Source organism: Kribbella sp. NPDC051137 (assembly GCF_040682535.1).
Taxonomy (GTDB): domain Bacteria; phylum Actinomycetota; class Actinomycetes; order Propionibacteriales; family Kribbellaceae; genus Kribbella; species Kribbella karoonensis.
In genome coordinates this window covers 199,743-217,147 of the sequence record NZ_JBFBBI010000007.1, presented here as the reverse complement: position 1 = coordinate 217,147, position 17,405 = coordinate 199,743, and the positions used below count along the sequence as shown (strand labels likewise).

The 17,405-nt window shown below is 69.0% G+C and carries 13 protein-coding genes; 3 read left to right on the top strand and 10 right to left on the bottom strand.

Annotated elements, in window-relative coordinates; genetic code table 11:
• Window positions 1-8 precede the first annotated feature (8 nt).
• From rhaI to AB0M51_RS36315, 3 genes are all read right to left on the bottom strand, one after another.
• Complete coding sequence (gene rhaI / locus AB0M51_RS36325; protein ID WP_363752744.1) at window positions 9-1,172, bottom strand: L-rhamnose isomerase; 1,164 nt, start codon at window positions 1,170-1,172, stop codon at window positions 9-11.
• Window positions 1,173-1,253: 81 nt separating this feature from the next.
• The gene (locus tag AB0M51_RS36320; protein WP_363752741.1) at window positions 1,254-2,258 is read right to left on the bottom strand and encodes a LacI family DNA-binding transcriptional regulator; all 1,005 of its coding nucleotides are present in this window, start codon (window positions 2,256-2,258) and stop codon (window positions 1,254-1,256) included.
• Between the two features lie 68 nt (window positions 2,259-2,326).
• Window positions 2,327-4,615, bottom strand: a complete 2,289-nt coding sequence (locus AB0M51_RS36315; protein ID WP_363752739.1) for a DUF4838 domain-containing protein — start codon at window positions 4,613-4,615, stop codon at window positions 2,327-2,329.
• 165 nt (window positions 4,616-4,780) lie between these two features.
• Between AB0M51_RS36315 and AB0M51_RS36310 the strand changes: the two genes are divergently transcribed.
• The 3 genes from AB0M51_RS36310 (at window position 4,781) to AB0M51_RS36300 (ending at window position 7,004) form a co-directional block, all read left to right on the top strand.
• On the top strand, window positions 4,781-5,530 hold the full coding sequence (locus tag AB0M51_RS36310; RefSeq protein ID WP_363752736.1) for a class II aldolase/adducin family protein: 750 nt from the start codon (window positions 4,781-4,783) through the stop codon (window positions 5,528-5,530).
• A 50-nt stretch (window positions 5,531-5,580) separates the two neighbouring features.
• The gene (locus AB0M51_RS36305) at window positions 5,581-6,360 is read left to right on the top strand and encodes an SDR family oxidoreductase (RefSeq protein WP_344198363.1); all 780 of its coding nucleotides are present in this window, start codon (window positions 5,581-5,583) and stop codon (window positions 6,358-6,360) included.
• Window positions 6,361-6,425: 65 nt separating this feature from the next.
• On the top strand, window positions 6,426-7,004 hold the full coding sequence (locus tag AB0M51_RS36300; protein ID WP_344198365.1) for a nicotinamidase: 579 nt from the start codon (window positions 6,426-6,428) through the stop codon (window positions 7,002-7,004).
• Between the two features lie 10 nt (window positions 7,005-7,014).
• On the opposite strand, the gene glnII is transcribed toward AB0M51_RS36300, so the two are convergent.
• The 7 genes from glnII to AB0M51_RS36265 all read right to left on the bottom strand — a co-directional run bounded on the left by glnII (window position 7,015) and on the right by AB0M51_RS36265 (window position 17,360).
• The gene (gene glnII, locus AB0M51_RS36295; protein WP_344198367.1) at window positions 7,015-8,034 is read right to left on the bottom strand and encodes a glutamine synthetase; all 1,020 of its coding nucleotides are present in this window, start codon (window positions 8,032-8,034) and stop codon (window positions 7,015-7,017) included.
• Window positions 8,035-8,183: 149 nt separating this feature from the next.
• Complete coding sequence (locus tag AB0M51_RS36290) at window positions 8,184-9,716, bottom strand: AbgT family transporter (protein WP_344198370.1); 1,533 nt, start codon at window positions 9,714-9,716, stop codon at window positions 8,184-8,186.
• Window positions 9,713-10,609 carry a prolyl oligopeptidase family serine peptidase gene (locus AB0M51_RS36285; RefSeq protein WP_344198372.1) on the bottom strand — a complete coding sequence of 299 codons (897 nt, stop codon included), beginning with the start codon at window positions 10,607-10,609 and terminating at the stop codon, window positions 9,713-9,715. The genes AB0M51_RS36290 and AB0M51_RS36285 overlap by 4 nt, the downstream gene beginning before the upstream one ends.
• Before the next feature lie 88 nt (window positions 10,610-10,697).
• Complete coding sequence (locus tag AB0M51_RS36280; RefSeq protein WP_344198374.1) at window positions 10,698-11,426, bottom strand: creatininase family protein; 729 nt, start codon at window positions 11,424-11,426, stop codon at window positions 10,698-10,700.
• A gap of 11 nt (window positions 11,427-11,437) precedes the next feature.
• Window positions 11,438-12,127 carry a GntR family transcriptional regulator gene (locus AB0M51_RS36275; RefSeq protein WP_344198376.1) on the bottom strand — a complete coding sequence of 230 codons (690 nt, stop codon included), beginning with the start codon at window positions 12,125-12,127 and terminating at the stop codon, window positions 11,438-11,440.
• A gap of 32 nt (window positions 12,128-12,159) precedes the next feature.
• A complete protein-coding gene (locus tag AB0M51_RS36270; RefSeq protein ID WP_363752728.1) occupies window positions 12,160-13,518 on the bottom strand; it encodes a M1 family aminopeptidase in 1,359 nt (452 codons plus the stop codon).
• Between the two features lie 89 nt (window positions 13,519-13,607).
• Entirely contained in the window at window positions 13,608-17,360 is a 3,753-nt protein-coding gene (locus AB0M51_RS36265) for an Ig-like domain-containing protein (protein WP_344198379.1), read from the bottom strand.
• Between the last annotated feature and the right edge of the window lie 45 nt (window positions 17,361-17,405).

Sequence of the window (17,405 nt, the reverse complement as noted above, 5' to 3'; positions counted from 1 at the left end):
AACCATCCTCACCAACCGGCCGGTACGCCGACCCGTTCCGCGGCGAGCTTCGCCGGCAACCCCGAGTCCAAGTACGCCCGCAACGGATCGGCCGGCCCGCCCAGCAACTCCCGCGCCTGCCACAACAACGGTCGTACGTCGGTCTGGAACGCACTGTCCACCAACGTGTTCGCGCCGACCACATCTCCCGCGTCCTGCAGCTGCCGGAGGTCGTCCCGGTCGATCAGCAAGGACTTCGCATACGCGATCTGGCAGGCCTCGATACTGCGCAACATCGCCGGGAGCTTCTCCTCCACCATCGCGCACTGGTCGATCTTGAACAGCACACCGGCCGCCCCGGCCGCGATCGCCGGATCCGGATCGGCCAGCCCGTCGGTGATCTCGGCCATGATCAGGAACAGCTCATACGGGTTCGTGGACCCGACCATCAGGTCGTCGTCGGCGTACCGCTTGCCGTTCAGGTCGAAGCCGCCGAGGCGCCGCTCTCCGAGCAACGTGGCGACGATGTGCTCGATGTTCACGCCGAGCGCGTGGTGGCCGAGGTCGACGAGTACCTGCGCCCGGTCCCCGAGCTGCCGGCACAGCAGCAGCGACTGGCCCCAGTCGGAGATGTCGGTGTGGTAGAACGCCGGCTCGAAGAGTTTGTACTCGAGGATCATCGACATGTCCGGGTCGAGCGCGTCGTACACCTGCTGCAGCGACTCCAGCAGCCACTCGCGGCGCCGGCGGAAGTTGCCCTGCCCCGGGTAGTTGGTGCCGTCGGCAACCCACATCGACAGCTGCTTCGACCCGGTGGTCCGCATGATGTCCACGCAGTCGGCCGACGCCGCGACCGCCTTCGCGCGGATCGCCGGATCGGGATTGGTGAACGAGCCATGGTGGTAGTCGTCGTCCTGGAAGATGTTCGGGCTGATCGACCCGATCCGGACGCCCTGCTGCTCGGCGTAGTGCCGGAGTTCCGCGTAGTCGGTGCGGTCCCACGGGATGTGCAGCGCGACCGTCGGCGTCACGCCGGTCAGCCGGTGCACGAGCGCGGCGTCGTCGACCTTCTCGTACACGGTCCGCGGCGTGCCGGGGGTGTTGAACACCTTGAACCGGGTGCCGGTGCTCACGTAGCCCCAGCTCTGGGTCTCGATCGTGAAGCCGGCGATGCGTTCGACGAGCTCGTTCATGGTCCCACTCCTCCGTGATCAGGGCGCATTGAATCGCTCCAACTTGACTGCACAGAAACCCGTCGACGGGGTCTGCCCCCGTCAGCGAGCGGTCGAGCCGCGGACGACGAGCTCGGGCGCGAACCGGCGGGCCTCGTGCACGTGGCCGGTGTCGGTCACCTCGCTGAGCAGCAGCTCGAACGCGGTCCGCCCCATGGCGGCCATCGGCTGCCGGACGGTTGTCAGCGGGATGGCCAGGTACTGCGCGAGGTCGATGTCGTCGTACCCGCAGATTGCGACCTGACCGGGCACGTCGACGCCCAGCTCCTGCAGGCCGAACATCAGGCCCATCGCGATCAGGTCGTTGCCGCAGAGCACGGCCAGCGGGCTCGAGAGGTCGCCCTTCGCGACGGTGGGCGCGATCTCCCGGCCGCTGGCCACGTCGTCCGCGGCGACCAGAATCTCCTGGACGTGCACGCCGCGGCCGCGGCTTTCCGCCGCCAGCGCCTGCCGCAGGCCGGCCAGCCGGTCGCCGTGCTGGATGGTCCGCGCGGGCCGCCCGGCGAAGGCGATCTGTCGGTAGCCGCACTCCAGGAAGTGCGCGCCGACCAGCCGGCCGCCGTCGACGTCGTCCACCGACACCGAGCACTCCTCGGGACCGCCGGGCGTGTCCAGCAGCACCACCCGGGTGCCGATCCCGCGCAGGCTCGCCACCGAGGTGGCGCGCATCGCCGTCGTGGTCAGCAGGACGCCCTGCGCGCGCTGCCGCATCAGCAGCCGCAGCGCGTTGTCCTCCCGCCCGGGCTCGGCTCCGGTACTGGTCAGCGTCACCACGTAGTCGCGCTCCAGCGCGATGTCCTCGACCGCCCGGGCCATCTCGCCGAAGAACGGGTTGCCGGCGTCGTGGACGACCATCCCGACGAACCGGCCCATCCCGCCGGCCAGCACCCGTGCGGACTCGTTCGGGACGTACCCGAGCATGTCCATCGCGTTCTTCACCCGCAGCCGGGTGGCCTCGGCAACGATCTCCGGGCGGTTGATCACGTTGCTCACGGTGGACCGGGCGACGCCGGCCAGCCGGGCGACGTCCTCGATGTTCGCTATCACACGGGACCCATCTGTCGGACCGATGCGGTGGCATCGTCTGGAGCGCGTCAATGGTACCGATCCGGCCGTCAGACCCTGATCGCGAACACCCGGTCGATCCAGAGCGCCGGCACCTTCGACAGGTTCTGGACGTACAGCACGTGCTGCGAGTCCCGGCTGTAGGTCCCCGGCAGCTCGATCTCGTGGTACTCGCCGTCGGCCAGGTCGCCCGCGGTCTTCGCCACGGTGTTCCCGAACGGCGGATACACGCCGAGCTCCGCGACCGACGTACCGGCCGCCAAGGTCCCGACGTCGGCGCGCAGCGAGAGGAACAGCCGCCAGTTCCCGTCGCCCAGCTGGTCGAGCCAGAACTGCACGCCCCACTGCGAGTCGTTCGGGTCCATCCGCAGCGCGCGGTGGTTGGACGCCTTCAGGTCGGTCGCGAGGCTGGTCATCCACGGCGCCGCGATCAGGATCCGGCTCTCCTGGAAGTCGGCCCACTGGTCCGCGGGCAGCCCCTCGACCGCGGCCGGCGGTGTGATGTCGCCGGGCGGCACCGGGTTCACGTCGTACTCGTCGACGATCTTGCCGACGTCACCGCCGCCCTCCGAGTACCGGCTCATCCCGGTCAGCTGCAGGGACCGCTTCGCGCGCGCCTTCCGGTTGACGAGGTCCAGGTCCCACGTCTGGCCGGCCTTCGCCAGATCCTCGAGGTACGCCGGGGCGCGCATGAAGATCACGTAGTCCAATTGGAAGCGCGCGACCGCGAGCCGATCGAGCAACTCCTGGTCCCCCTGTGCGGCGGCTTCCGCCGCGGCGAAGTGCCCGTCGGCCGCCCGCACCACGTCGAGCGCGTAGATCCGGGACATGTACTGCGACGCCTCGGACAGGGGGCCGTTCGCCTCCTTCGACTCCCACAGCGTCTGCAGATACGCCTCGACGTGCTCGGCGGCGGCACCGTAGTACCCGTCGAGGTATTCGCGGACGGTACGCCGTACGTCGAGCGACGGGTCCCACGCGAGCCGCGACAGTACCCACGTCCGCATCGAGGCCATGTCGCCGCCGCGGGTGTTCCAGACGCCCTGGATGAACAGGCCTTGCACCTGCGGCAGCTTCGCCACCTGACGCAGCGACTCGAACCCGTCGTACCACTGCGGGAACGGCATCAGGTAGCTGGAGAACATCGTCTGGTAGTCCCAGAGCACGATGTTCTTCGCCATCTTCGTCCAGCCGAGCAGGTACGCCCGTTGGTCCGCGTTCGCGTCGTCCAGGATCGGCTTGCCGCGGTTCGCGTAGATCGGGCAGAACGTGATCACCACGTTGTCCTCGACCGTCATCCCGGTCGGCGGCTGGATCGACCACTGGTACGCCTCGGTCTCCAGGCGGGCGGCGGGGATCACCTTGCGGACCCGACGGGCCAGGTCGTTGACGAAGTCCAGCATCGCGGCACAGCCCGCGCCACCGTGCGCGTCGATGAACGCCTGGCTGTCCGGGTCCGGGTGCCACGGGTTCGCGTCCCACTGGATGATCCCGAGCGACGCGTTCTCGCCGCGGGCGATCCGCGCGTTGATCAGCCGGATCACGGTCGCGGTCGCCTGGCTGCGCGCGTCCGGGTTCATGAACTGGACGTTGCCGTCCTGGATCAGGCTCTGGTCCGTCACCAGGTCACGGAAGAACGTCGGCCGATCCTCGGGCCAGTACCCGGACCACACGTTCAGATCAGCCGGCTGCGGCACGTCGTACATGTCCCGGCGACCGTTCAGCCGCAGGTGGTGCCGGTTCTCGGCGCTGAACGCCTCGCCGTAGTGGAGCTGCCGGAACCGGAACCGCGGCACGTAGTCGCGGTTCAGCGGATCGGTGTCGAGGTCGATCGTGCTCCGCGACGGCACGGTCTCGGTGTTCTCGGCGTACCAGTGCACGCCGAGCTGGGTCTCGGCGAACCAGTAAGCGCCGTGCAGCGTGCCGAGCGGGCCGGGGCCGGTGATCAGCACGTCCTGGCCGCTGACCCGAACCGCGAACCCGTCGTCGCCGAGTGCGTTGCGATCGATCCGCCCGAACCTGCGAGCCGCCGGATTGTTGGTTCCGACAACGATCAGGTCGTGGTCCCCGGACCGGTCGGTGTTCTCGTCGATCAACGGGATCGCGGCACCGGAGACCCGGCTCAGGTAGTCGGCCAGCTCCCGGGCGGCCCGCCGTACCATCGGCGCATCCTTGCTGCCGGCAAGTACGGCGTACGTCGAGCGCCCACGCCGGGCGAGGTGCAGTTGGTCCCGGTCGGCGTGCGCGAGCCCGGCGGGGAGGACACCGGCGAACGCGGCGGCCATACCGCCGACCGCCCCGGTGCGCAGGACGGTGCGGCGGGAGACATGTTCGGACATGCGAGGACTCCTGTCTCGGGTGATCTGGGTGGTGATCGGCGGCGGCGAGATGGGGGTGGTGCGGAGCTCGTCGGAAGCGCACTATTGGAGCGCTCCAATTGCTCAGAAGTTACGCCGCACCGGCACACACGTCAACGGCCGCGGACGGCCGGAACCGGAGGACCCGTGAATCAGCTCACCGCCCTGTCCCGCTGGCTCGGGGAGGAGCACCGCGGGCTCGCCCTCCTCGGCGAGGGCAACCTCTCCGCCCGCAGCGGCCCGGACCGGATGCTGGTGAAAGCCAGCGGCACGTCGCTGTCCCAGGCGAGCTTCGTCGAGGTCCGGATCCGGCCACTACTCGACCTGCTCGACGCACCCACCGCGGACGACTCCGACGTACAACAAGCATTGCTGGACAGCCGGGTCGACCCGTCCGCACCGCAGCCGTCGGTTGAATCGCTCCTCCACGCGGTCGCGCTCACCCATGCGGGAGCGTCCGTGGTCGCGCATTGCCATCCGCAGTCCGTCAACGCGGTCGTCTGCTCGGACCGGGCGTCGGCTCTGATCGACGGCGCACTGTTTCCGGACCAGATCGTCGTACTCGGCCGGGAGCAACTCCTGCTCCCGTACGTCGACCCCGGACTCGAACTCGGCCGGCGGTCGCGGGGCGCGATCCTCGACTACATCCGGCGGTTGGGTGAGCGGCCACGGGTCATCTACCTCGGGAACCACGGCTTGGTCGCGCTCGGCGACTCCTGCGACGAGGCGCGGCGGATCACCCTGATGGCCGACAAGACCGCCCGGATCCTGCGCGACTGCCTTGCGATCGGGACCCCGCAGTACCTCCCGCAGCATCTCGCCGACCGGATCCACACCCGGCCGGACGAACAGCTCCGTCGCTCGGCGCTCGCCGGTGAGTTGCCGTCAGATCATTAGTCGGCTAAGTTTTCTGATTAGCCGACTAACGATATACAGGAGGACGGGTCATGGACCTGGGTTTCAAGGACGCGGCGGTGCTGGTGACCGGCGGGTCGAGCGGGATCGGGCGGGCCACCGCGGTCGCGTACGGGCGGGAAGGCGCGCGGGTCGCGATCACCTACAACACCCGGAAGGACGCCGCCGAGGCGGTCGCCGAGGAGATCGAGGCGGCGGGCGGTGCGGCGTACGTCGTACCGATGGATCTGGCCGACCCGGAGACGATCGCGACCGCGGTGGCGTCCACGGTGGAGCACTGGGGTGGGCTCGACGCGGTCGTCGCGAACGCGGTCAGCTGGGGCACGCTCGGGTACGACGAGCGGCCGTCGAAGATCGAGGAGTCCCGGCCGGAGTGGTGGACCGAGATCATCCGGGCGAACCTCGAAGGCAACTTCCACCTCGTGCAGCAGGTGGCGCCCGCGTTGCGGCGCTCGGAGCACGGGCGGCTCGTGCTGCTGTCGACCGACCTGGCGGAGCGCGGGATGGCCGGTTCCTGGGCGTACAGCGCGGCGAAGGCGGGGCTGCACGGGCTGGCCGCGAGCCTGCAGCACGATCTGGGCGCGGACGGCGTACTCGTGAACGTCGTACTGCCGGGGATCACGCTCGAGAACGGCGCCCACCGGGTCATCCCCCAGCCCGCGCTGGAGCGGATCGCGGCCGGGTTCACCGCACGGCACCTCCCGGACGCGTCCGAGCTCGCCGACGCGATCCTGTTCCTCACCTCGCCGCGGACCCGGGCCATCCAGGGACAGCTGCTGCACGTCACCGGCGGAGATCTGATCCCGGCGTAATCCGGCGTCGGCGGCGTCGGCGCTTGTACGGTGGGCTCAGGAGTTCTCGGCAAAGGAGCGGCGCGATGACCCGGGCACTGATCGTGGTTGATGTGCAGAACGACTTCTGCGAGGGCGGGAGCCTGGCCGTCGCCGGGGGCGCCGACGTCGCGTTCCGGATCGGCGAGCTGCTGCACGAGTGGCACGAGGCGGAGCCGGACGAGCGGCAGTACGCGTACGTCGTGGCCACCCGGGACCACCACATCGACCCGGGCGACCACTTCTCCAGGACTCCCGACTTCGTGAACTCCTGGCCCCCGCACTGCGTGGCCGGCACCGACGGCGTCAGCTTCCACCCGAATCTCGACCCGCAGCCGTTCGACGCGATCTTCGACAAGGGCGAGTACGCGGCGGCGTACTCCGGCTTCGAAGGCAAGTCGCACGAAGGCGGGCACCCGCTCGCCGACTGGCTGCGCAGCAAGGGCGTCACCGACGTCGACGTCTGCGGCATCGCGACCGACTACTGCGTGCGTGCCACCGCCCTCGACGCCCACAAGGAAGGCTTCGGTACGACGGTCCTCACCGACCTGACCGCCGGCGTAGCAGAAGCCAGCACCGGCCAGGCCCTGGTCGAACTCCGCAACTCCGGCGTCAACCTCACCTGACGCCGTCCGGTCAGACCTGGCCGGCCTTCTCCAGCGCACTGCAGCAGGTGTTCACGATCAGGCGGGTGACGTTGTAGGGATCGATGTTCGCGTTCGGACGACGGTCCTCGATGTAGCCCTTCTTGTCCACCTCGACCTGCCAGGGGATGCGGACCGACGCGCCACGGTCGGAGACGCCGTAGCTGTAGGCGTCGTGCGGGGCGGTCTCGTGGTCGCCGGTGAGACGCTCCTCGATGCCGTCGCCGTAGCCGGCGATGTGCTCCTCGACCTTGCCCGGCGCACCGAGCGCCTCGCAGGCGGTGATGATCGCGTCGTAGCCCTCGCGCATCGCCCGGGTGGAGAAGTTGGTGTGCGCACCGGCGCCGTTCCAGTCGCCCTTGGCCGGCTTGGCGTCCAGGGTCGCGGCGACGTCGTGGTCCTCCGCGATGCGATAGAGCAGCCAGCGCGCCACCCACAGGTGGTCGGCGACCTCGACCGGGCCGGCCGGACCGATCTGGAACTCCCACTGGCCGGGCATGACCTCGGCGTTGATTCCGGAGATCTTCAGGCCCGCGTCGAGACAGGCGTCCAGGTGCTGCTCGACGATGTCGCGGCCGAAGACCTCGTCGGCGCCGACACCGCAGTAGTACGGCCCCTGCGGCGCGGGGAAGCCGACCGCCGGGAAGCCGAGCGGCCTGCCCTCCCGGAAGAAGGTGTACTCCTGCTCGATGCCGAACCAGGAGTCCTGCTCGGCGAACTGTTCGGCGATCGGGAGCAGCGCGGCCCGGTGGTTCGTCGGGTGCGGGGTGCCGTCGACGAGGTACACCTCGCACAGCACCAGCTTGTGGTCGCCGCCGCGGATCGGGTCGGGACACGAGAACACCGGCTTGAGCACACAGTCGGAGTTGTCGCCGGGCGCCTGGTTGGTGCTCGAACCGTCGAAGCCCCACTCCGGCAACTCGGCGCCGTCGGCGATCACCCGGGTCTTCGAGCGCAGCCGTGCGCTCGGCTGGGTGCCGTCGATCCAGATGTACTCGGCCTTGTAGGTCATCGACTGTCCCTTCGTCGCGGCCGTCCCCTCAGGTGTTCCTGAACGGCCGCTGTCGACAGTGTCAACCGGCGATTACGGACCTGTTGCTCGATTGTGAACGCCGTGTTAACCGCCTCGCGGCCGACACGGCGCTGCACAGGTGTCGTTCGTCACCTGACCGGGGCGCCGGGGCCGAGCGGGATGCCCAGGGCCCACCAGGCCAGGAAGAGCAGGGTCCAGGCGACGGTCATCGCGACGGCCAGCGGGACGGTGTACGACGCGAGCGTGCCGACGCCGGCGTCCTTGCGGTAGCGCTGCAGGAAGCCGAGCGCCATCACGAAGTACGGGCTCATCGGGGTGATGGCGGTGGAGCCGGAGTCGGCGATGCGGAACAGGGCCTGAGTGGTTTCGGCGGGGACGTTCAGCAGCAGCATCATCGGCACCAGGATGGGCGCGGTCAGGGACCACATCGCCGAGCCGCTGGTGACCAGGACGTTGATGACGGTGAGCAGGGCGAGGATCCCCAGGAAGATGACCACCTTGGGAGCACCCAGGTCGCCGAGCACCCGCGCCGACTCGGCCGACAGCAGATCGCCGAGGTTGGTCCAGTCGAAGTACGCGAGGAACTGCGCGATCGCGAAGAACAGCACCAGCACCGGCGCCATCTGCTTGATGCCCTCGGCCATCAGTTTCGGTACGTCGGACGCCCGCTCAATGGCCCGCACGGTGACGCCGTAGGTGATACCGACCAGACCGAAGAGGACCGCGACCACGACCGCGATACCGTCCAGGAACGGCGAGTCGACGATGCTGCCGTCCTTCCCGCGGAGTGGGGAGCCGTGTGGGAGCAATATCGCGACGATCGCCACAGCGGCGACCAGGAACACCAGACCGGCGCGGCGCAGACCCTTGCGTTCGGCAACCGACACGGCCAGCTGATCGGCGTCGTCGCCGGGAGCGTCAGGGTCGGCTTCCAGGTCGGTCCGCTTGTTCAGGACCAGCCGGGTGACGAGCGTGATCACCAGCGCCAGCAGCACCGACGACGCGATGTTGAAGAACCAATTCGACAGCACCGACACATGCGCGTCCGGGTGCACGGTACGGGCCGCCGCGGTCGTGATCCCGGCGAAGATCGCGTCGTTCGGCGTCGGGATCGGGCTGGCGTCGTACCCGGAGGCGATCGCGGTGTACGCGACCACGATCCCGAGGATCGGCGACCGCCCGACCGCGCGGAACGCGAGCCCGCCCAGCGGCACCAGGATGATGTACGCCGCCGCCGACGCGACATGCGCCATCGTGCCGGCGAACGCGACCGCGAACACCACCATCGACTGCGGCACCCGGGACACGCTGACCCGCATCAGCGCCTGCAGGAACCCGGTCCGCTCGGCGAGCGCGACACCCATGATCACGACCACGATCGTCGCCATCGGCGGGAACTCGGCGAAGTTCGAGATCGCCGTCGACACCGCCAGCTGCAAGCCGTCGCCGGACAGCAGGTTCTGGACGACGACCTCCTTGCCGTTCTTCGGCGAGATCACCGACACGTCCAGCGCCGACAGGATCGCGCTGACCACGGCCAGGACGGCGGACAGGATCCAGAACAGCCAGAACGGATGCGGCAGGGCGTTCCCGACCCGTTCGATACCGGCCATCGCCCGCACCAGGCGGGGCAACTCCCTCGTCTCGGTCGCGGTACTCATGAGAGCTTGTGCGCCTGGAAGAAGGACCCGATCAAGTCAGCGGCCTGGAACGTCTGGGTGACGTACCCCGGACCGGACGTCGAGTCGGAGCCCGGCCAGCTGTGACCGCCGTCGGTGACCGCGATGTGCACGACGTCCGCCTTGCAGCCCTTGTACGTGAACGTCAGGACGTCGTCACCGAGCTGCTCGGTCTTCGGGTCCTGCCGGCAGTGGTCGCGTACGGACCAGTCCCGCACCCACGTCTGGACGTCGGGCAGGTCGCGCTGGCCGTCCCCGCCGTACGGGATCGTGGTGTCGCCGGTGCCGTGGATGTCGAGCACGGGGATCGGACGACTCGGCGCACAGTGGGTGCCCTGGATGTAGAACGCGCCGGAGACCGGGGCGATCGCGGCGATCCGGTCGGCCAGCTGACAGGCGAGGATGCCGGTGAACCCGGCGCCGTTCGACTTGCCCGTCGCAAAGACGGCCTTGGTGTCGACGCAGTACGCCGATTCCAGCTGGTCGAGCAGATCGTTGGTGAACTCGACGTCGTCGACGCCCGGCGCGGAGTACGGCGCACCCTGCCAGGCCTGCTTGTCCTCGTCACCGATCACACCGTTGGGGTAGGCCACGATCGCGTCGAGCCTGTCCAACCCCGAGAAGGCCTCGGTCTGCGCGCCGGTCTTCCCGCGGCCGTGGTAGACGAGGATGAGCCGGGAAGCCTTGGAGGGCTTGTAGTTGTCCGGTACGTGCAGCCGGTAGGTGCGGGTCAGGCCGCCACTGGTGACCGTGTAGTCGCCGCTCGGCGCGGCCTGCTTGCCGCAACCGGGGCTGGCGGCAACGGATGCGCTTGCCGTTGGCAACATGAAGGCGGTGACGGTCACCAGGGCCGTCAAGGCAGCAAGGGTCTTCATCAGGGGGTGCCTCCTCGGGGCAGGCGGCCTGCAGGCGGGCAGGCTCGCGCCTGGACCTCCCTGAGCGAAGGTCCAGTGAACTCTGATGTCAGGCCGACAGCAGCTCGTCGGCGAAGGCGGCTATCCGGTCGGCGGCGGTCTCCACCAGCAGGCGGCCGTCCGCGGCTGTGGCACGGCGGGGATCACCCAGCACACCACGCTTGTGGTACTCGTCGAAACCGACCGAGAGCCGCGGACCGCGCGGGTCGCGGGCCAGCCGGGCCGGAACGGTGAGCTCGTCCAGGGTGAGCGCTCCCGGCTCCAGGCGATCGGCCTGGACCAGCTCCGGGGCGAGGTACAGCATCTGCGCGGTCTCCGCCTCACCGGCGTGACCGTGGACGGCGCTGACGTCCGTGATCAGGTCCGACACCACGGACGTGACCGGTGTCCACGCGAACGTCACGTCGCTGCCGACGTACTCCTGGGCGAGCACGGAGAGGGCGGGGTTGTTGCCGCCGTGCCCGGTGACCACCAGGAACCGGCGCCAGCCGTGGGTGTGCAGGCTCGCGACCAGGTCGCGCAGTACCTGCATGAAGGTTGCCGGCGACAACGTCATCGTGCCGGCGAACGCCATGTGGTGCGGGGAGACGCCGTACGGAACCGGCGGGGCGACGACTGCGCGGCCGGCCAGCCGTTCGGCGACCCGCTCGGCGACGCCGACAGCGCGGACGGTGTCGGTGGACATCGCCATGCCGCCGCCGTGCTGCTCCTGCGCGCCGACCGGGACGATCACCAGCGGCGCGGTCCGGACCGCCGCGAGCGCCTCGTCGGTCGTCATCTCGGCGAGTCTCACGAGAACTCCGGAGCCGACTCGACGGCCTGGCGGATGTTGTCCAGGTGTTCGCGCGTCAGGCGCTCGGCCTGTCCGGCGTCCTGGGCGCGGACCGCCGCGGCGATCGCCTGGTGCTCCTCGTGGTCACGCCCCCGGTTGTCGTACAGCGCACGGATCTGCTGCTGCTCGCGGACCCGGACCTTCAGCAGCGACGCCAGCACCTCTTGCAGCAAAGGGTTCCCGGAGGCGGCGGCGAGCTCGACGTGGAAGTTGAGCGCGAACGCCGGGCCGCCCGGCGGGACCAGCGCGTTGGTGACCGCGGCCTCCAGGCGTTCGAGGTTCTCGGGCTGCCGCGCCAGCGCGGACTGCGCGGCGATGGCCGGCTCGATCACGAGGCGGGCGCTGATCAGCTGCAGCACCGAGTCCTTGGTGATCGGCGGGCGATGCGGGTTCGCCAGTACGACGTTGTTGATGGTCGGGCCGACGTAGGTCCCGGAGCCGTGCCGGAACTCCACCGCCCCGGTCGCCTCCAGCTTCCGGAGCGCCTCACGCACCGTCGGTGTGGTGATCGCGAACCGCTTGGCCAGCTCCCGCGCCGACGGAATCGCGTCGCCCGGCCGCAGCCCGCCCTCCCGGATGATGCCGAGGATCGACTCGGTCAACCGGTCGGACAGGCTGGGCAGCGCTTCGGAAGCTGAGTAAGTCACAAACTGACTAAATCACTTAGCCATTCCGGCGGTCAAGAGGTCAGCGGCTTCCAGTCGGGATGACCGGGCATCGGGGGCAGGTGCTCGGCGTAGAGCCACGAGCGGAGGAACGGGCCGAGGTCGGTGCCGGCCACGTCGGACGCGGTCCTGATGAAGTCCGCGGTACTCGCGACGGAGTTGTCGTAGCGGTGGACCCAGGCGCGTTCGATGGCGTTGAAGGTCGATGCGCCGACCTTCTGCTGGAGGGCGTAGAGCGTCAGGGCACCGCCGGCGTACGCCGCGTCGGTGTACGGGCGGTAGTCGGCGCGGTCCCCGGTGAAGGTCTTCGGGTCGGGGGCCGCGATCGGGCCGTTGGCGAGCAGCTTGTCGCCCAGCTTCTCGTACGCGTCCCGCATCACGGCCTCCTGCTCGGCGCCGTACCGCCCCTCGGCGTACACGTCCTCGTAGAAGGAGGCATGCCCCTCGTTCAGCCAGAGGTCCGACCAGCGTTTCGGCGAGACCGAGTTGCCGAACCACTCGTGTGCGACCTCGTGCAGGACGACGGCGTCGGTCCCGTTCTGCTCGAACCCGTCCTTGGTCATCGCGCTCGCCGTCATCAGCGTCAGGCCCTGCGTCTCCAGCTCGCCGCCGAGCGGCGTGACGAACGAACCGGCCTCGGTCCCCGGGAACCGCCCGAGCCGCCGCTCGAGGAACCGGACCGACGTGTCGAACGACTTCAGCTGCGGCTCGATGTCCGCCAGTTGCGCCGTCGGTACGGCGTACCGCAGGTCGAGGGCGTGCGGGCCCTTCCGGTGCAGAACCGTGAACGGCCCGACGCCGATCTGCAGCAGCTCGGTCGCGAGCTTGCGCTGCTCCCGGAACACCCGCGTGGTGTAGGTCGTGCCCTTCAGCGTCCGCAGGAGCTTGCCGTTGGCAATGGAGTTGAGCGCGGTCGGCGCGGTGATCGAGATGGTCGCCGGCGCCTTCTGCGCGGGGTGGTCGCTGACCGCGAGGATCCGGCGCGCGCCGGCCGGCTGGTTGATCGTCTGCACCCAGCCGTCGTGCCGGAGCAGCCCGAACGGCGGCCTGCCGCCCTCGACCGCGTCCGGCAGGTCGTTCAGCACGTCGACCCGGACCACGAACCGGTTCCGCACCGGGCGCGCCGGAGTGATCACCAGTTCGCCGTCCACCGTGGTCTTCCACGCGGTCCGTACGCCGTTCACCCGCACGTCGGTCACCTTCGGACCGAGCAGATCGAGGTCGAACCGGCTCAACGTCGAGGTGGCGCGCGCCGTCAGTGTCGTGGTCGCGGTGTACGCCGTCAGCCGCTGGTTGAACCGTACGGCCAGCTGCTGGTCGACCACCTCGTACCCGCTGTTCCCGAGCTGCGGCCAGACCTGGCCGCCGGACATCCGTCTCAGGTCGGCAGAGAGGTCATCCTCTGGTCTGAGGTGGGCGGTCAGCACCGCAACCGGGGTGCGGTGCTGGCCGCCTCACGTATCTAGACGGTGAGCAACCGCACGGGGTTGCCCTTGAGGTAGTTGTAGAGGTTGAAGTAGCCGTCCGCCCCGATCGGGTTGTTCGGGACCGTGACCACGTCGGTCCAGACGGTCCTGCCGTCGACGCGCAGCACCACTCGGTTGCCGACGGCACCGAACGCGATCTCGTGAGTGCTGTTCGGTGCGATCACGGTGTTCGGGATGACGTCGAGCATGGTCTGCCCGGGCGTCCAGCTCTGGAACTCGATGGTGTCCTCCTTGATCACCACGAGGTAGCCGGTGTTCGAGTTCTGCCAGGCCGGTACGCCGGTGTCGTGCGAGCGCACCTGGAACCCGTACCAGCCGCCGGCGAACGCGCCGACCTCGGCCTTGAAGCGGAGCAGCCCGTCGCCGAACTTCTGGCCCTTGTACCCGTACACGCCCTCACCGGTCGCCTTGACGGTGCCGGTGCTGAAGTCCAGGTTGGGCGAGGTCGTCCAGTTCGCCTGGTCGGACAGTTGGGTGGTGAGGTCGGTGACGGCGTACTGCCCGTCCTGGACCGTGACCGCGACCGTCGCCGAGACCGCCGGGTTCGACACCGAGGTCGCCGTGACGTTCGCCGTACCGGCCGCGACCGCGGTGACCCGGCCGGTACTGTCGACGGTCGCCACCGCTGGGTTGTCGGAGGTCCACGCCAGCCGCGTGTCCGAGGCGTCCGCCGGCGTGACGGTCGCTGCGACGGTACGCCGCTCGCCCGTCTCCAGCGCGAGCTGCGCCGTACCGAGGTCGACGCCCGTCACCTCGTGCGACACGATCGAGAAGCCGACGTTGTCGAAGTCCAGCCGGCTCGCACCGGACACGTAGAACCCGACCTTGCCTGCTGCCTCGGGTGCGGGGTTGCGGCCCGCGACGACCTGCCGGCCGTTCACCCCGACCGTGATCCCCGTCGGCCGGACGGCGACCTTGATCGGGTACGTCGTGTTCGGCGTGAACGCGGCGTCCGCGCCGAGCGTCACCTCCTGGACGACCTGCCACTTGCTGTCGTAGATCGTCCACACCGGACCGGAGGCGAGGTGCCGGTAGCGCACGAAGCCGCCCGGGGTCGCACCGGTCCGGTCGTACACGAGCATCACCGCTCCGTCCGGCAGCGTCGCCGGGGTCGTCACCGTGAAGTCCAGGACGTACTGCGTGAAGTCCCGGGGCAGCTGCGAGTTCGCACCCTTGACGATCCGGTACACGTGGTTCCCGGTGCCGTCGTCGACCACACTCCGGTTGGCGTCCACCGGCCACCCGTTCGCGCCGGACTCGAAGTCCGTGTAGTGCAGTACGCCGTCGCCCTCGTGCACGACGACCGTGGCCTCGTCCTTGATCGCCGGGTTCGCCGCGGATGTCACGGTCAACGTCGCCGTACCGGGCGCGACCCCGGTGACCAGGCCGTCGGCGTCGACGGTCGCGATCGTGGGGTCGCTCGACGCGTAGGCCAGCCCGGGCTGGGTGGTGTTCCACGGTACGACGGCGCCCGCGAACGACGTCTGCTTTCCGAGGTCGATCGACAGGTCCTCCGCCGGGAACGCGACCGACTCCAGCGGTACGACCTCCGGTGTCCGCGACTGCCCGATGTGCCCGTGCGTGCCGATCCGGTCGAACGCGATCGGCTGGAACCCGGGGATGTGCTGGAAGACCGCGGCGTCCGGACGCAGCCGGAAGTCCCCCTTCTGCCAGTCGACGAACCCCGGGTCCTCGGACGCGACCCAGTTGCCGTCGTAGTTCAGCAGGTTCTTCACGTCCCGCGCGCCCTGCGCGTTCACGTCCGACTGGCGGGTGGTCGTCGGGTTCCAGACCACGTTCTTCGCGTACGTGTTGTGTGCCGGGTAGTAGTGGTTGTCGTCGAAGAAGTGCGCCAGCTCCGGGTACTTGGTCAGGTACGGCGTGCCCACGAAGTTGTCGTTGTCGGCGAACAGCTTCTTCCAGGCCGGCATGTACGACCTGTCGACCACGTTCCCCTCCTGGTTGCCCATCCACATCTCGTAGTTGTCGTACGGCACGTGCGTGTCCACGAAGACGTTGTTGGTGGCAGTGACGTAGTCGCCGGAGCCGCTCTTCACCGCGTCGTTGCCCATGTCCGCGAAGACGTTCTGATCGATGGTGATGCCCATCGTCAGGTTGTCGGCGTAGATCCCCTCGACGCCGGCCCGGCCCTTGCCGATGTCGTGAAAGTAGTTCCGCCGGAACACGTTGCCGCGCTGCTGCGGCGTCGAGCCCGCGTTCATGTAGATCGCGCCGAGGTCCTGGAACGTCTTGCAGACGTCGTAGATCTCGTTGTCCTCGACCAGCTGGTCGTTGCCCTGCACGATGATGCCCGGATGCGGCGCGTCGTGGATCTCGTTGCCGCGGGCAATGTTCCCGACGCCGTCGAACATCACGCCGGCGTTGTACGCCTTGTGGTAGTAGGCGAAGTCGTGGATGTGTGAGTTCTCGACCTTGTTCCGTCCGGGCGCGAGCGTGGTCTTGTCGCCGCCCTGCAGGACGATCGGCACGCCGCCGATGTGGCTCAGCTCGCTGGACACCACCGCATGGTCGGTCCCGCCGCGGTTCACCGGGATCCCGTCGTACGTGTAGCGGCCGGGCGAGTTGATCAGCACGCCGCCGTCGGTGAAGTTGCGGATGTCGCTGTGCGCGATCGTCACGTGGCTGCCGCCGAGGATCACCGCGGCCGTCGCCCGCCCGTACTCCATCACCAGGTCGTCGAAGGTGACGTACGACGTGCCGTCGGTGCGGACCATCGGCTCCTCGAGGGTGGTCACGGTGACCGCGCCGCGCCTGGCCAGGAAGGACGCGTTCGGCACCAGGTAGAGCACGCCACGGTCGCGGTCGATGTAGTACTCGCCGGGCGCGTCCAGCTCCTCGAGGAGGTTCTGCGCGAAATGGAAGTCCGGGAACCAGGACTTCATCAGCCCGGACATCTCGCCGTACCGCAGCGTGATGGTCTTCGCGGCGGTGTCGATCGACTGGATCTTGTTGTACGACCACTCCCAGCTGTAGCCGAAGATGCCGTCCAGCCAGACGTCCTTGGCCTGGGTCCAGTACCGCGGGCGGTCGTAGCTGTAGCTGAACGTGCCGCCGCGGTCCTGCAGGTCCGGGTCGTTGTGCGTCGGACCCGGGTCGATGATCTTGTTCATCTGCACGGTGCCGGTGTTCGGCCAGCGCGCGAGCGTCATGTCCTGGCCGTCGACGTACAGCTCCATCGGCGGGGTCTTGCTGACGTCGTTGGCATGCCAGTACCCGTGCCGGCTGAGCTCGCCGTAGTCGGTGAGGCCGAGCCCACGCAGGTCGACCTGCAGGATCTTGCCGCGCGCGGACTTCTCGACCACGCGGTCCAGCACGGACTGGTCGGTGACCTGGTGGAAGTCGTCGTAGGAGAGCTGGGTGCCGCCGGTCAGCGTGGCGGTCTCGCCCGGGTACGACCTGTAGGTGATCGGGGCGTCGGCAGTGCCGGAGTCCTCGGCGGTCAGCGCGAACGTCGAGCTGCGCTGATAGCTGCCCTGGCGGAGGTAGACGGTGACGCCGCCGTCGGGCAGGTGGTGCTTCTTGATCGTGCGGATCGCGTCCCGGGCGCCTTCGAGGGTCCGGAGCGGTCGCCCGAAGCTTCCCGGATTGTGGTCGTCGCCGTTGGTCGCGACGTAGAGGGTCCGGGGATCGTCGTCGGCGGTGGCGGTCGCCGGTGTCGCTGTCGCCAGCAGGCCGGCGACGAGAAGGACGGAAAGGTATCGCTTCATCGCAGTGGTCTTTCTGGTCGATAATCGATTATACCTACTTGTGGA

Bases quoted from the DNA above. Each gene is read 5' to 3' on its own strand.
- rhaI (WP_363752744.1), bottom strand. From the start codon at position 1,172: ATGAACGAGCTCGTCGAACGCATCGCCGGCTTCACGATCGAGACCCAG.
- AB0M51_RS36315 (WP_363752739.1), bottom strand. From the start codon at position 4,615: ATGTCCGAACATGTCTCCCGCCGCACCGTCCTGCGCACCGGGGCGGTC.
- AB0M51_RS36305 (WP_344198363.1), top strand. From the start codon at position 5,581: ATGGACCTGGGTTTCAAGGACGCGGCGGTGCTGGTGACCGGCGGGTCG.
- AB0M51_RS36300 (WP_344198365.1), top strand. From the start codon at position 6,426: ATGACCCGGGCACTGATCGTGGTTGATGTGCAGAACGACTTCTGCGAG.
- glnII (WP_344198367.1), bottom strand. From the start codon at position 8,034: ATGACCTACAAGGCCGAGTACATCTGGATCGACGGCACCCAGCCGAGC.
- AB0M51_RS36290 (WP_344198370.1), bottom strand. From the start codon at position 9,716: ATGAGTACCGCGACCGAGACGAGGGAGTTGCCCCGCCTGGTGCGGGCG.
- AB0M51_RS36285 (WP_344198372.1), bottom strand. From the start codon at position 10,609: ATGAAGACCCTTGCTGCCTTGACGGCCCTGGTGACCGTCACCGCCTTC.
- AB0M51_RS36280 (WP_344198374.1), bottom strand. From the start codon at position 11,426: ATGACGACCGACGAGGCGCTCGCGGCGGTCCGGACCGCGCCGCTGGTG.
- AB0M51_RS36270 (WP_363752728.1), bottom strand. From the start codon at position 13,518: ATGTCCGGCGGCCAGGTCTGGCCGCAGCTCGGGAACAGCGGGTACGAG.
- AB0M51_RS36265 (WP_344198379.1), bottom strand. From the start codon at position 17,360: ATGAAGCGATACCTTTCCGTCCTTCTCGTCGCCGGCCTGCTGGCGACA.